Here is a 14,201-nt window from a genome sequence, read left to right as displayed (position 1 = left end):
GCATCGTCGCAAAGGCTTGGGGCATGTCCTCATGCAGACCCTGCACGAGGCTAGGCGCGATCTCGCCAGTGTTGAACTGCTGGTCGCCACGAACGATGGCCGGGCACTCTATGAAACGCTGGGATGGAAGAAGATCGCGTCCTACGCCAGTGCCTCGATTGTAGGGATGTGATCGCCGCCAACCGGAGGCAACTCGCGACCAGACCCGGTCGTTCACGCCCGAACCGATAAACGTCCGTTTCCGCCAGAAGCGGGCGGTCGTGCTGGTCGAAGTGGACGATCCAGGCACAAGTTGATGCTCGCCGATGCTTGACGGGCTGAAAGCCAAGAGCGTTTCCAGTATCGAGCGGAAAGATAGCGCCCCGTCGAGCGACTTCGTCGGGATCTTTAATCCAGACGGTACCAAGATTGAGTTGTGGCAACCCAAAGCGAAGCCGGTACACTAGGGATCATAGATTGGACCGCGTGATCGTCGCGGATGGTTGCCCCTGCCGTGGGCTGTAGAAGGTACGCCGCTTGCTCTCCAGTTCGGAGATCCTAGTTGGCGAACCGGAAAGCACCGCGCTAACACTCCCTTCATCTGAAGGACCCCGCGCGGGTACACAGGGCTCAATCACAGAGGGGGCATGCATGGACGATTCTGATCGCGACCTGACGTTTTTCGACGGGTGCATCCGCACTTATGGAGCCGCAACCCGTCATATGATGAAGGTCTGGCAGGACGTGACCGGCAAACCCATGGATAGGCTCTCCGGCTACCCGAAGGATCGCTTTCGAGAAGCTCTCGGTTATTTTGTGCGGGCAATGGAAAGCGGCGACGCCGCAGGGCTGCGCGCGAAGCTGGATGAGGCGACGGGGGATGACGGGATCCTTAAGTCCCTGATTGAGGACAGCTTAGCATCCCCGGAGGAGGCGCTTGCTCCGGACGTCGACGATGTGCCACCGTCCACCTTCAAGAAGGCAATCTGGGCTGAGGCCCTCCACCGTGTGGGCGACGAGGCCGTCGACGTTGACTTGGACGATTTCCTACGGGGCGTTGTGTCGCGAGTGATCTGCGAAATGGGATGGAAGCGCCGGTTCAACGTGGGGGAGAATCGTCACTTCCCGAGAATGGTCCAGTGGCTGCGGGAGGTGGAGGAGGAGACGACATGGGATGAGGGCGTCGGCTTGCACCTCATGAATCGTGCGTCTGCGGGACGGGTCGCGCTCTACCCTGCCAACCCTCACAATCTAAAGGTCAGGCTCGATGCGGATTGGCTCTGACGGTCCGATGGCCAGGGGGTGAATCTTGCTGCTGTATCACTTCGTACCGTCGCGCTGGGGGCTTCAGAACATCGAACGCCGGCGGGTTAAGCTCGCAACGCTCGACGCCCTGAACGATCCCTTCGAGATGCTCGCGGCCACGTCGTCGTCGCCAGCGCACCGGGCGGCCTTTCGCCGGGCTAAAGCCGAGCGGGCGGCGGCTGTTGGTCTGCTGTGCTTCAGCCGAAGCTGGTCGAACCCGGTGCAATGGTCGCATTACGCCGACCGACACAAAGGGCTGTGCTTGGGCTTTGAGGTCGACGATGCTCAGTGTCGGCCGGTTCGCTACCGAAAAAAGCGGGTCACGTTCGATCCTAACTGTCTCGACGACCCTGCCGCCGCCAAAGCCCTCATCGAGAGCCTGATGACCGTGAAGTTTGAGCATTGGGCCTATGAAGACGAGGTGCGTGTCTGGGAGGATCTCGCGGCGTGCGATCGCGAGGGGGATAATTATTTCAAGTGCTTCTCGAGCGCAATGCGTCTCAAAGAGGTCATTCTCGGCGCCGAGTGCGATACGGGCAGGCAGGCGATTATCGCCAAGCTTGACGACCTCGCCTTGACTGTTCGACTGCGCGACGCACGGCTGGCATTCAAACGCTTCGCCATCACGGAACAGCTCGATTCCAGGCGGTGGCGATGAGACCGTTGATCGAACCGGCCAGATATTGTTCGACCATCGAGGACAGCACGGACCAAGAGTTGCTTCATCGAACCATCAGAGCGGCATTGCTGTTACTGTCAGGGCTCAATGGTGTTGGCTGATATCGCTAGATTGCGTCCTCGAACTGCGTGGAGCGGTCGCCGTGGATACCGCTTTGACTGCAAACGGGCGGACTTTTTTCAGTCAGGGGGGCGAGAAAGCATCACTCGCGAGCGTCGGTTTCTGGCAACGGCAGGCGTTCGAATTGCCATCCCCCCGTCGGGAATGTCCCAGACTTGGACCATGCGAACGAACGAAAAGCCGTTCGATGCGCGAAATCAATGCGCTGGCTATTGCTCATCCTGACTGCCGCGCGGCCTCCTCCATTTGGGCGATGCGTTCCGAGCAGATGGCATGGACGACACAACTTCAGCCGTCATCCTCTGCGTCCTATATCGCGCGCCGCATTGCATCCGGCACGATCTGGATGCCAAAGAACGGGTCGTTAGCACTAGTGCTGTAAACCCTTTCATGATGTTTCGCCGACGCGGGATCGGCCGCGCCGGACCTTTTGAGCATCCTCGCCCGAGAGCTGAAAGCGCGCACCCCGCTTTTCCATAATTCACGCAAAAACTTGGCGCGCGGATTCGCGTCTGATATCATGGGATCGCGCTGCGCAAAAGGCGGCGCCGGGACTGGTAATCCCGCGAAAGCAAAGAGCTCGGAAAACGCGGTTTTCCGGGGTGCCGTCGCGCATGTCCAAACCTTCGGGTTAAAGGCGGCGGCGCATGTGCTTTCGCATGTTACCAGCTCCGGCGGCTCCCGCGCGCAAGCGTGCGGGAGCTCGGGGTCAGTCCGCGTGATGACCTGAAGCCTTCCGCTCCCCGCTTCTGACGCGGACCGGAGGTACATATGGACACGATCGTTCCTGCTACTTCATCCCACCTTGGCGCCCCCGCGCTGGGCGCTGCCATCATCACGTTGCCGGGCAAGAATTCCGAGCTGGGCGGGCTATGGCGGCGCTATGATGCGCGGCCCGTCCGGCTCCTGCGCACGCGGGAAGGCCGTGCGCTTAGTCTAGATCGCTATCACCGCGCGGGCGAGTTCATGGGATCGCTTGCCTCGCCCATGGCCGATGACACTGCCTATTTGTTCTACTCGGCCGGAATCGTCGCGCAGCTGGCGATGTCGTCGCACCTGCTCGACGTGGGTTTCCCAGACGCGTGGTGTGCCAAATACATCGGCCTCCATGTTGACCGTTCCCTGGCCTATGCCAATGCCACTGGCTTTGGTTTCGAGGACACGGAAACCGAGCGGCTGATGGACGTGCTCTCGCCCTACTGGAAATGGAACGATCTCAGCCGTGCGCACGGCATCAAGCCTGACACGGGAGGCTTTGTCGCCGGGCAGGTTCGCGACATCATTACCGCGCTGTTGGACCACGTCGCGGAAGTGACCGGGCACGGCCGACGCAAGCAGCGCCGGTCCCCGTCCTGATCAGTCTCACCGCGCAAGACTGATTCGCGCGGCCAGACCGATTGGGGGGCAAACGATCTCGTGACACCGCTAGACTTTGCGGATTGCCAACCGCCGAGCGCCTGTTCGCAAAATTTTTTTGGGTGTTCGTGCGAGGTCGTGCCGGTGCGCTTCGGTGTACCGGGCAGCGTGCTGGCGGCAGATGCCGCATTCCCTGGATTCTCAGGTGGTTGCGCTTTTCCCGCAACGCCCCAATTCTACTCGTGGCCGGCCAATCCAACCCATGAAACAGGAAGGATGTGCCATGAATACCGCCTCCCCCAATTCCTTCGTGCGTCTGCCCCAAGTGCTCAAGGAAACCGGGCTCTCGCGCGCGACGCTCTATCGCAAGGTCCAGAACGGGACCTTCCCCAAACAGTCGCGCATTGCCACGCGCTGCGTGGGCTGGCGCCGCAGCGCGCTCGACCAGTGGCTGCAGAACCCGATGTTCTATTCCGTCGACGACTTCACCTGATGGGATCCGCATATCGGTGCCGCCCGATGGCGAGCCATCGGGCAGCCTGAATTTTTCACCACGGCCACCAGCGCTGCCACCAGTGCCCATAGACCGCGCGGGTCAGGGTGGAGAGGGCCTTGGCCAGTTCGGCCTGCACCGTCTCGACGCTGATGCCATGGCGCTGCGCCAGCTCGGCATAGCTGGCGCCCCCGAAGCGTACCGCCGCGAAGATCGCGCGCTGGCGCTTGGTCATGCGGCGCAGACCACGCTGGCCCCGGCGCCAGAACGCGCGCGGCGACAAGGTTGGCAGGACCGGCGTGCCCCATTCGGGCGGGAGAGGCGAGTTCATGGCCGGTCCTCCCCGCAGGTCAGGAGGAAATCGGCAGCCTTGCTGGCCGCACTGGCCGCGCGGAAGATTGCCTTCTCGTCGGCTCGCAGTACTTCCAGCCAGGCCCCGATGTAATCGGAATGCTGCACGGTCGGGACAATGCCCAGCGCGGCACAGGCAAAAGCACTGGCCATTTCCGCGACAAGTTCCTCTTTTGCATAGGACGCAGAACCGAACTCGCCGGTCTGATCCCGGTCCAGCCGGCTCGGGTGGCCGGTGGCATGACCCAGTTCATGCAGGGCGGTGCGGAACCAGTTGATCGGCTCGAAGAAGGCCGCTTGGGGCGGCACCTGCACCACGTCATGGGTGGGGGAATAGAACGCTTCACTGCCGCCGATGCGGAAGGTCACCCCGCTGCCCTGGATCACGCGATCCGCACCAGCAATCGCCAGCTCGGGCGCAATCGGCGCCACAGGCTGCACCATGTCGTCGGGCAGGTCCTCGCACTGGTCGAGATTGAACACGGTAAAGCGCTTGAGAAAGGCCACGGTGCGCGCTTCGCGGTCTTCGTCCCGGGCCTTGGCGGCTTCCTCGCGCGGGGTGAAGCGATCGGCATAGCAGACCACCGTACCTTTCTCGCCGCGCCGGACATGGCCCCCGGCTGCTTCGGCCTGGCGATAGGTCAGCCAGCGCTGCGAGGAAAAGCCCTGCTCGATGGCAGAGGTCCAGAGAATGAGAACATTGATCCCCGAATAGGTCCTACCCGAACCGGCATTGTGGGGCAGCGTGCAGGGACAGCGGCTGGCGTCCCACGGCTGCACCCAGGGCAGGCGCCCGGCTTCAAGTTCGGCAATGATGCGGTAGGTCACCTCTACATAGAGGGACTGGCGTTCAGTCGTGCTCACGGTGCTCATGATCTTCAAGCTCCTTAAACCGCCATGGCCCGGCGCCGGGGTGGCGGGGGGCGGCAGGAGCGGACCGACAGCCCCGCATCAGGCGGCGGGGTGCATCCGAAGGAGCGCAACAGCGTGGAGCACCCGGACCCGCGCAGCGGGCCGGGTTGCACCCCGTCGCGGCGGGGCTACAGGGCCGTGACGCCCCCCGTCACCCTGGAGCCGAGGCAGACGCCGCCGCGCATCAAGAGCGCGGCGACAACCGGAGGGGAGCTGAAAGCGGACCGACAGGCCCGGCCAGCAAGGCCGGGCCAGGTGTCAGCGATCGCACCGGCCATGCCGACGAGACGGCGCAGCCGACTCGGCTGGAGTGCAGCGGAAGGAGAGCGCGGTCAGGCAGAGACGGCCTGAGACACAATCTGCAAGACCACAAAAATTTCTTTTTCGCACCGTAGCGTTACATCAGCGGCCCTGGCGGAATCAAACGTAGATTCAGTGCATTGGTACCGATTTCGGCACTCTAGACGTCGACCGCAGACCAGCAAGTCTCACACCGATGGAGCAAGAAAACCTACCACAGCACAGGAAGACCAAGCCGTGACCGAACAGCCCTCTGACCGCATTCTGCGCCTAAACGCCGTCCTTGATCGCACCGGCCTGACCCGCGCCACTCTTTACCACAAGATCCAGGCAGGTAAGTTTCCCAAGCAGGTGCGCATCGCCACGCGCTGCACCGGCTGGCGCGCATCCGCCATCCGTGAATCGATGCGTAATGCGAAGTTCTATACCGTTGGCTGATCAGCCAATCGTATCCAACTTGACCATCAGAGACGATTTACTTTGTCCGGCTTACGAAAGCGTGGTTGCCTGCACCGAGCGTTCGCGCCAAAAGAACTGCAAGCGATGATTACAGAAGCCGACACCTGCCGAAAATTGATTGTTCCTCGGTTGCAAGCAGCCGGATGGGACGATGCACCTTGCGCCATTCAGGAACAGCGCACCTTTACCGACGGTCGGGTGATGTTCGTCGGCGGCGCCCCGCGACGCGGACAGAAGAAGCGCGCTGACTACATCCTGCGCTATCGTCCGGATTATCCGATCGCGGTCATCGAGGCCAAGGCAGGGTATCGATCGGCGCAGGATGGGGTCCAACAGGCGCGGGACTACGCCGAAGTGCTGGGATTGCGCTTCGCCTATGCTAGCAACGGGCATGAGATCATCGAGATCGACATGGTCGCGGGTACCGAAGCGGTGCGCGCCGACTTCCCATCGCCGGACGAGCTGTGGCAGCGGCTCCGGGAGGGGTTGGACCTTCCTGAACCCGTAGCCGACCGTGTGCTCGAGCCCGGCTTCCCGGATGCCGAGCGACCGCTACGTTACTATCAGGAGATTTCGGTCAACCGCACTCTGGAGGCGATCCATGGTGGCCGGCGACGCCTCCTGCTCAACCTGTGCACCGGCGCCGGCAAGACCGCAGTTGCGTTCCAGATCTGCTGGCGGCTTTGGTCCGCCAGCTGGAACAAGCGCGGGGACCACCGGCGGCCGAAGATCCTGTTTCTCGCCGATCGCAACATTCTGGTCGACGATCCCAAGGACAAGACGTTCATCCCGTTCGGCGATGCGCGGTGGAAGCTCGGCGCAGGCGCGGTCAGTCATGGCCGCGACATCTATTTTTCCACCTACCAAGCCATCGCCGCAGACGAGCGGCGCCCCGGCCTCTACCGCGAGTTCGCCCGCGACTTCTTCGACCTGATCGTCATCGACGAATGCCACCGCGGCAGCGCCCGATCCGACAGCAGCTGGCGCGAGATCCTCGAATGGTTCGAACCAGCCTATCAGCTCGGCATGACGGCTACGCCGCTGCGCGAAGAGAGCCGCGACACCTACCGCTATTTCGGCGACGCGCTCTATACCTACAGCCTGGCGCAGGGCATCGCCGACGGCTTTCTGGCCCCATACCGCGTGCACCGGATCGTCACCGATCTCGATGCCGTTGGCTGGCGGCCCAGCGCGGGCGAGCTGGACCGGTTCGGCCGTGCGGTGCCCGACGAGGAATATCAAACCCGCGATTTTGAGCGCACCGTTGCGCTCCGTGCTCGCACTGAAGCCATCGCCCGGCACCTCACGGATTTTCTGAAGAACACCGATCGCTACGCGAAGACGATCGTCTTCTGTGTCGATCAGGATCACGCGAGCGAGATGCGTGCCGCGCTGGTACGGCTGAACGCGGACATGGTCGCGCGCCACCCCGATTATGTCGCCCGTGTCACCGCCGACGAAGGCGACATCGGCAAAGCCATGCTCGGCCGCTTTCAGGACGTCGAGGCGGACACGCCGGTCATCCTGACGACCTCGCAATTGCTCACCACGGGCGTCGATGCGCCGACCTGCAAGAATGTCGTGCTGGCACGGGTCGTCGGCTCGATGGCCGAGTTCAAGCAGATCATCGGCCGCGGCACCCGGATGCGGGAGGATTACGGCAAGCTGTGGTTCTCGATCCTCGACTATACCGGCACCGCCACCGAGAAATTCGCCGACCCGTCCTTTGACGGGGAGCCAAGCGCCGAAACCATGACCGAAATCGACGATACCGGCGAGATCGTCACGACGGAAACCGTCGAGGAGGAGGCGCCGGACAATGAGGCACCCGATCAACAGCCGAACGGTTCAGCCGACGTGCCGCCAGACGACGAAGACGACGGCCTCCCCCGCAAATTCTACGTCGACGGCGGCGAGGTCGAAGTCGTCGCGCACATGGTCTACGACCTCGACGCGGACGGCAAACGCCTAACCTGCCGCAAGCTCACCGACTGGACGGGCGAGAGGGTCCGCACCCTGTTTGCCACCCCGGCCGCGTTCCGGGCGGAGTGGGCGATGCCAGACAAGCGCGGCGCCGTCATCGATGCCCTGGCTGAACGCGGTATCGATCTCCACGCGCTCGCCCAGGAAGCTGAGCGCCCGGAAGACGACCCGTTCGACCTGATCTGCCACCTCGCTTGGAACGCACCGCTCACCACTCGGGCGGAGCGGGCACGCAGGGTGCGCGACACCGACCTATTCAGCAAATTTGGCGACGATGCCCGCGCAATCCTCGACGCGCTGCTCGATCGCTATGCCGGCGGTGGTGCCGAGGAACTGGTGCTGCCGCAGGCGCTGAAGGTGCAGCCGGTCTCCGATTTCGGCAATCCCAGCGAAATCGCCCGCCGATTTGGCGGTCCGAAGGCGATGCGACAGGCGGTCGACGCGCTCAATCAGGCACTTTACGCGGCTTGACTTTCGCAGTGTCGCTGCCAATGTAGCAACATATCGTCAAGCGTCAGGAGAGCGTCATGGGCATCACCAGCGTTACCAGCCGAGAGTTCAATCAGGACGCCGCCCGCGCCAAGAAAGCGGCCCTGAACGGCCCCGTTTTCATTACCGATCGTGGCCGTCCCGCGCATGTCCTGCTGTCCATCGAGGAGTATCAGCGGCTGACCGGCAAGGGAAGAACGTTGGCCGATGCGCTGGCCGACTGGAACGGCGGCGATTTCGATTTCGATCCGCCCAAGATGGATTTCGTATCGCACCCGGCCGAATTCGACTGATGTTCCTGCTCGATACCAATGCCATCTCTGCGCTGCGCCGTCCGAACCAGGGGAATCCGAATGTCCTCGCCTGGGCGGCGCGGATCAATCTGGCCGATTTCTTTCTCTCCACGATCACGGTGTTCGAAATCGAGCGCGGCATCCTGCTTCTGAATCGCCGCGATCCCGCCCAGGCCGCCATGTTGCGCGTGTGGATGGACGATCGCGTGATGGCGGATTTTGCCGACCGCATCCTGCCGGTCGACATTCCCGTTGCGCGCCGTTGCGCCGCGCTGCACGTGCCAGATCCGCGGCCCGAGCGCGACGCGATGATCGCCGCCACCGCCCTTGTCCACGGCCTCACCGTCGTTACCCGCAATACCGCCGACTTCCTTGCAACCGGCGTTCCGCTCCTCAATCCTTGGGAAGACCCCGCCTGATGGCCCGCGCGCCGCGTACCACGACCCCGCAGACCACCGCCCAACGCCTCGACACCATCGTGAAATCCGCGCGCAAGATCATGCGCAAGGACAAGGGGTTGAACGGCGACCTCGATCGGCTGCCGGTGCTCACCTGGGTGATGTTCCTGAAGTTTCTCGACGATCTGGAGCGCGTCCACGCCGACGAAGCCGAATTGGCGGGCCAGCCGTTCCATGCGGCCATCGACGCACCGTATCGCTGGCGCGACTGGGCAGCGGACAAGGAGGGCATTACCGGCCCGGACCTGCTCAACTTCATCACCGCCGAGGAAGCGACCCGACCCGATGGCTCCACCGGCCCCGGCCTGTTCGCCTATCTGCGGTCCCTGCGCGGCACCAATGGCGGACGTGATCGGCGCGACGTGATCGCGACCGTCTTCCGCGGCGTGCAGAACCGCATGGAAAGCGGCTATCTGCTGCGCGACGTGATCAATCTGATCCACGGCATCCATTTCGACAGCTCGGAAGAGATGCACACGCTCGGCCGCCTGTACGAAACGCTGCTGCGTGAAATGCGCGACGTGGCCGGCGATAGCGGCGAATTCTACACGCCCCGCGCCGTCGTGCGCTTCATGGTCGAGCGGATCGACCCGAAGATCGGCGAAACCGTGCTCGATCCCGCCTGCGGCACCGGCGGCTTCCTCACCGAATCCTATGCCCATATGGCCGCCCAGGCGAACAGCGTGGAGAAGCGCCGCCAGTTGCAGGCCGGTTCGCTGCTCGGCGGCGAAGCCAAGCCGCTGCCCTATTTGCTCGCGCAGATGAACCTGCTGCTCCACGGGCTGGAGGCACCGAACATCGATGCGGGTAACGCGCTGCGTTTCCGCCTGACCGACATTGGCGAGCGCGAGCGCGTGGACGTGATCCTCTCCAACCCGCCCTTTGGCGGCGAGGAAGAGGCGGGCATTCTCGGCAACTTCCCCGCCGATCGCCGTACCTCGGAAACCGCGTTGCTGTTCCTCCAGCTCATCATGCGGCGACTGAAGCGCAAGGGCAAAGGCCGGGCGGCGGTGGTCGTGCCGCATGGCGTGCTGTTCGGTGACGGTGTCGCTGCGCGGATCAAGGCCGATCTGCTCGAACAGTTCAACCTACACACGGTGGTTCGCCTGCCCGAAGGTGTGTTCGCGCCCTATACCGACATCGCCTCGAACCTGCTGTTCTTCGACACCACCGGGCCAACGGGCGATATCTGGTTCTGGGAACAGCCCGTTCCGGAGGGTCGCAAGAAATACAGCAAGACCGCGCCGCTCCAATCGGCCGACCTTGCCGACCTCACCGCCTGGTGGGACGTGCGCGGCGAAGATCCGCGCGCCTGGAAGGTCAGCGCCCCGGCGTTGATCGAGCGCGACGAGGCCGGTGCGGTGCGCGCCGTCAACCTCGACCAGAAGAACCCCAACACCAAGGTGGTGGAGGACCACCGAACACCTGCCCAGATCGTGGCGGCGGCGCTGGAAAAAGAAGCCGAGGTGCTGGCGATCCTGCAAGAATTGCGTGCCCTGGTGGCGGAGCGCGACGCGTGATGACATGGCCGATGGTGGCGCTGGGCGAGGTCATGGCCCTTGATCTTGATCCACAGCCTGTCGAAGCGGGGTGTTCCTACCCAAACATCGGCATCTACAGTTTCGGTCGGGGAACGTTTGTTAAGCCCGCGATCGAAGCTGCAAGCACCAGTGCATCGACGCTCTATCGCATCCGCGCCGGGCAGATCATCTACAGTCGGCTGTTCGCGTTCGAAGGGGCATACGCAACCGTGCCTGCGGAACAGGACGGGATGTTCGTATCGAACGAGTTCCCGACCTTCACCGTGGATGCCAGCCGGGCCGACCCACGCTATATCGGTTGGCTGTTTCGGTGGCAGGAAACTTGGCGTGCGCTCCGCCTTGGGGCCGTTGGTATGGGGGATAGGCGGCAGCGCGTGCATCCCGACCGGCTGTTAGCCCATCGCATTTCTCTTCCTCATCTCGCCGAACAGCTTCGGGTGGTGGAAAAGTTGGATGCGGCAGCGACCGCGATCGAGGCGCGGTCGCGCGCGGCAACCGGCGTCGATGCCGAAATCGACGCGATGCTGGCTGCCGCCTTCGCCCGCATTATCGCCGACGCGCCGCGCCGCCCAATGGCCGAGGTGGCCCCGCTGGTCCGCCGCCCCGTGCAGATTGATCCTGATGCTGTGTATCCCGAACTCGGCGTTCGTTCCTTCGGCCGTGGCCTTTTCATCAAACCGGATGTCGTCGGTGCTGAAGTGACGTGGCAATCCCTTTACCGCATCGAGGCTGGCGATCTCGTTTTCAGTAACATCAAAGCGTGGGAGGGCGCGTTCGCTGTCGCTGGCTCCGAACACGCAGGCAAGCATGGATCGCATCGGTATCTGACGTGTGTGCCTGACCTCTCGCTCGCGACCGCTGGCTATCTGTGGTACTATTTGCAGACTGACGCCGGGCTGCGCCAAATCGGTCAAGCGTCAGTGGGGAGCGCAGACCGAAATCGCACACTCGCTACCAAGCGACTGGCGTCTATCAACCTCCCGGTCCCATCACTCGACGCGCAGCATTGGTTTGACGGCCTTCAGGCTAAGGCTCGATCGGCGCGATTGGCCCAAACTGCCGCGGTGACCGAACTCGCGGCCTTGCTGCCCGCGATGCTGCATCAGGCATTTGGCGACGGCGTAAGCACCATCTGACCCGGGGGAACGGCATTGGCGAAACTCAACCGCAAGCAGATCCATGACGAGGTCCGCCACATTCTCGATCAGCATCCCGGTGGGCTGCGCTGGGCCGAGGTGCTCAAGCTGATTGCCGCCGCGCACCCGGAAACGCCTTCGAACAGCGTGCGCGGCGCGACGCATCTGCTGTTCCAGAGCGGTGACGGTATCGTCAAGATCGCGCGCGGCACCTATCAGCTCGCCAAATATGCCGAGGCCGAGGCCGCCGACGCCGTGGCGCAGGACGAGGCTGTCGCCGCCACGGCCGTGCCGATCGATACCCCCGATCGCGGCGCCGCATCGGTCTCCGAGCAGGATTTCTACGCCAGCTTCGCCGAATGGCTGGAGGAGAATGACGAGGTCACCGTGGCGGGAGCGCTGGGCGGCAGCAGTCTGGGCGGCAAATGGGGCACGCCCGATGTGATCGGCGTGCTGAAGCCGCGCGCGCAGGACATTTTCAAGTTCGAACCGCAGATCGTCACCGCCGAGATCAAGGCAACGCCCGTCCAGCCGGTCGTCGCCTTCGGCCAGGCAGTTGCCTATCGCCTGTTCTCGCATAAAAGCTACATCGTCGTGCCGCGCACCACGAGCAACGACGATATGAGCCGCCTGAAATCGCTGTGCAGCATCCACGGTGTCGGCCTCGTGGTCTTCACGCTCGACAAGGATCTGCCCGATTACAACGTCGTCGTTCTGCCGGCGATCGCCAGCCCGGACATGTTCTACGTCAACAACATGCTCGATCGCTTGAAGAACAGCGAACCGCGCTTGCTGAACCGCCTGTTCTAGGCTTGATGGACCGCTTAACGAGGACGGAAGATCTTGCGACGGGGACGGGCATCAATGGGGAAGCGTAGCATTACCGACGAAGAGATCGCCCTCATCAAGGCGATGCTCCATCGTGGTATGCGAAACGCGGCCATTCAATTCTATTTCAATCGCCCGGATCGACCGGTAAACTCGGGCAGGATCACCAATATCAGTGACGGCACTTACAGCGACTCTGCGCTCATTCCGGCGGCGGAGGATGCAACACTGGATACCTTTCTCGCCGGTTTCCGGCAGGCTTCCCTTGTCGTCCCGCCGGCACCAGGCGCTCAGGTCGCGCCCGCGCCGTGCGGGCCGCTCGACCGGGGGGCACTGCTGGCGATGTTCCAGCAGGATGCGGACGGCACCTGGCGTTTTCGGCCTGGCGAAACCGATGCGCATGAATGCAAGGCCAGCTTTCGGCTGCGCAACGCGCATGTCTGGCTTCGTGCGGTGGCGGCGTTGGCAAACAATCGCGGCGGCTACATCCTCTTCGGGGTGCACGACAAGGACGCCGCCTGCGCAGATGGCGTTGACAAGAGCTTCGCCGTCATTGGCCTGACCGGCTCCGATTTCGCGAATCTCGATCCCGCTGATCTCACCTCGCACATCAAGGCGAAGCTCGATCCGACCCCTCGTGTCGGGGCGGCGACGATCGAACTGGACGGGAAGACTGTAGGCGTCCTGCACGTCGAGCAGCACCCGAGCAGGCCCGTGATAGCCACCCGGCAGGAGGGCGATATCCGCGAAGGCGACATCTTCTTTCGCTATCCGGGGCAGTCTTCCCGAATCAAATATGGCGATCTGCGCACGATGCTGGACGAGCGGGACGCAATTGCCCGCCAGCAGATACTTCCGATGGTCGAGAAGCTGCTGCAGCGTGGTCCCGATCGCGTGCTGCTGGCGGATTTGGAGGAGGGGGTGCTTGATGACGGCAAGCGGCCGATCACGATCGACAAGTCGCTGCTCGACCAGTTGAGCTTCATCCGCGAGGGGGAGTTCAACGAGGTGGCGGGCGCGCCGGCGCTCCGCCTGATCGGAGAGGTTCGGGCGGCGGGCGAAGAACGGATCGGGAGCCGCGGCGTGGTGACCGATGTCAATCTTCTGACGAACTTTCTCAACCGGGAGACGCTGTTCCGGCCGGTCGAGTATATTCGTTTCGCGGTGGAGGCATCGCACGCCGAGTGGTTGCCGATCTTCTATTTCGCGCAGGCGTCGCAGCTGGATCGCGCAGATCTCGCCGCTTTTATCGGCGGGTTGGGTGGGTCCGCGAAGCGTCGGGAAATGTTCGCGAGCCGCGCCATGGGAACCAAGGCGGCGTTTAAGAAGCCGGTCGGAACGCCCGCCACAATGCTGCAGGAGATCGAACTCGGCTTGCTGTCCGAACCTGCGAACAGCAAGGATGCGAACACCGTCGCAATGGCGATTTGCGGCTTGGTATCTCCGGAGGGCTTCGAGGGACTGTCAGGAATTCCGTGTGTGAGCGGGCGGTTACACATTACGCTGCCATGGCTCTGAT

14 protein-coding genes are annotated in these 14,201 nt (G+C 63.2%); 12 read left to right on the top strand and 2 right to left on the bottom strand.

Going from position 1 to position 14,201, the window contains the following annotated elements; genetic code table 11:
- The first annotated feature begins 630 nt into the window (after positions 1–630).
- The 4 genes from IE191_RS20330 to IE191_RS20310 all read left to right on the top strand — a co-directional run bounded on the left by IE191_RS20330 (position 631) and on the right by IE191_RS20310 (position 3,932).
- Complete coding sequence (locus tag IE191_RS20330; RefSeq protein WP_191326262.1) at positions 631–1,263, top strand: hypothetical protein; 633 nt, start codon at positions 631–633, stop codon at positions 1,261–1,263.
- A 25-nt stretch (positions 1,264–1,288) separates the two neighbouring features.
- Entirely contained in the window at positions 1,289–1,942 is a 654-nt protein-coding gene (locus tag IE191_RS20325) for a DUF2971 domain-containing protein (protein ID WP_191326261.1), read from the top strand.
- A 912-nt stretch (positions 1,943–2,854) separates the two neighbouring features.
- Positions 2,855–3,439, top strand: a complete 585-nt coding sequence (locus tag IE191_RS20315) for a hypothetical protein (RefSeq protein WP_191326259.1) — start codon at positions 2,855–2,857, stop codon at positions 3,437–3,439.
- A 283-nt stretch (positions 3,440–3,722) separates the two neighbouring features.
- A complete protein-coding gene (locus IE191_RS20310; protein WP_169041624.1) occupies positions 3,723–3,932 on the top strand; it encodes a helix-turn-helix transcriptional regulator in 210 nt (69 codons plus the stop codon).
- A 55-nt stretch (positions 3,933–3,987) separates the two neighbouring features.
- Here the strand turns inward: IE191_RS20310 and IE191_RS20305 are convergent, their stop codons facing one another.
- Complete coding sequence (locus IE191_RS20305; RefSeq protein ID WP_229815719.1) at positions 3,988–4,263, bottom strand: sigma-70 region 4 domain-containing protein; 276 nt, start codon at positions 4,261–4,263, stop codon at positions 3,988–3,990.
- Entirely contained in the window at positions 4,260–5,156 is an 897-nt protein-coding gene (locus tag IE191_RS20300) for an ArdC family protein (protein WP_191326258.1), read from the bottom strand. Before IE191_RS20300 ends, IE191_RS20305 begins: the two co-directional genes overlap by 4 nt.
- A 576-nt stretch (positions 5,157–5,732) precedes the next feature.
- Here IE191_RS20300 and IE191_RS20295 point away from each other — a divergent pair.
- The 8 genes from IE191_RS20295 (at position 5,733) to IE191_RS20260 (ending at position 14,200) form a co-directional block, all read left to right on the top strand.
- Positions 5,733–5,933: a helix-turn-helix transcriptional regulator gene (locus IE191_RS20295; protein ID WP_191326257.1), complete on the top strand. Its 201-nt coding sequence runs from the start codon at positions 5,733–5,735 to the stop codon at positions 5,931–5,933.
- A 105-nt stretch (positions 5,934–6,038) separates the two neighbouring features.
- Positions 6,039–8,408: an EcoAI/FtnUII family type I restriction enzme subunit R gene (gene hsdR, locus IE191_RS20290; protein WP_191326256.1), complete on the top strand. Its 2,370-nt coding sequence runs from the start codon at positions 6,039–6,041 to the stop codon at positions 8,406–8,408.
- Positions 8,409–8,464: 56 nt separating this feature from the next.
- Entirely contained in the window at positions 8,465–8,719 is a 255-nt protein-coding gene (locus IE191_RS20285) for a type II toxin-antitoxin system Phd/YefM family antitoxin (RefSeq protein WP_191326255.1), read from the top strand.
- Positions 8,719–9,138, top strand: coding sequence for a type II toxin-antitoxin system VapC family toxin (locus IE191_RS20280; RefSeq protein WP_191326254.1), 420 nt, complete (start codon positions 8,719–8,721; stop codon positions 9,136–9,138). Before IE191_RS20285 ends, IE191_RS20280 begins: the two co-directional genes overlap by 1 nt.
- Positions 9,138–10,697, top strand: a complete 1,560-nt coding sequence (locus tag IE191_RS20275; RefSeq protein WP_191326264.1) for a class I SAM-dependent DNA methyltransferase — start codon at positions 9,138–9,140, stop codon at positions 10,695–10,697. The genes IE191_RS20280 and IE191_RS20275 overlap by 1 nt, the downstream gene beginning before the upstream one ends.
- Entirely contained in the window at positions 10,697–11,854 is a 1,158-nt protein-coding gene (locus tag IE191_RS20270) for a restriction endonuclease subunit S domain-containing protein (protein WP_191326253.1), read from the top strand. The genes IE191_RS20275 and IE191_RS20270 overlap by 1 nt, the downstream gene beginning before the upstream one ends.
- 15 nt (positions 11,855–11,869) lie before the next feature.
- Positions 11,870–12,664 (top strand): hypothetical protein, encoded by a 795-nt coding sequence (locus IE191_RS20265; RefSeq protein ID WP_191326252.1) that lies wholly within the window; start codon positions 11,870–11,872, stop codon positions 12,662–12,664.
- Positions 12,665–12,718: 54 nt separating this feature from the next.
- On the top strand, positions 12,719–14,200 hold the full coding sequence (locus tag IE191_RS20260) for an AlbA family DNA-binding domain-containing protein (RefSeq protein WP_191326251.1): 1,482 nt from the start codon (positions 12,719–12,721) through the stop codon (positions 14,198–14,200).
- The last annotated feature ends 1 nt before the right edge of the window (position 14,201 follow it).

Origin of the sequence: Novosphingobium pokkalii (assembly GCF_014652855.1) — a bacterium.
GTDB lineage: Bacteria > Pseudomonadota > Alphaproteobacteria > Sphingomonadales > Sphingomonadaceae > Novosphingobium > Novosphingobium pokkalii.
The sequence above is the reverse complement of the archived record's forward strand: the minus strand, read 5'-3'. Positions and strand labels throughout refer to the sequence as shown.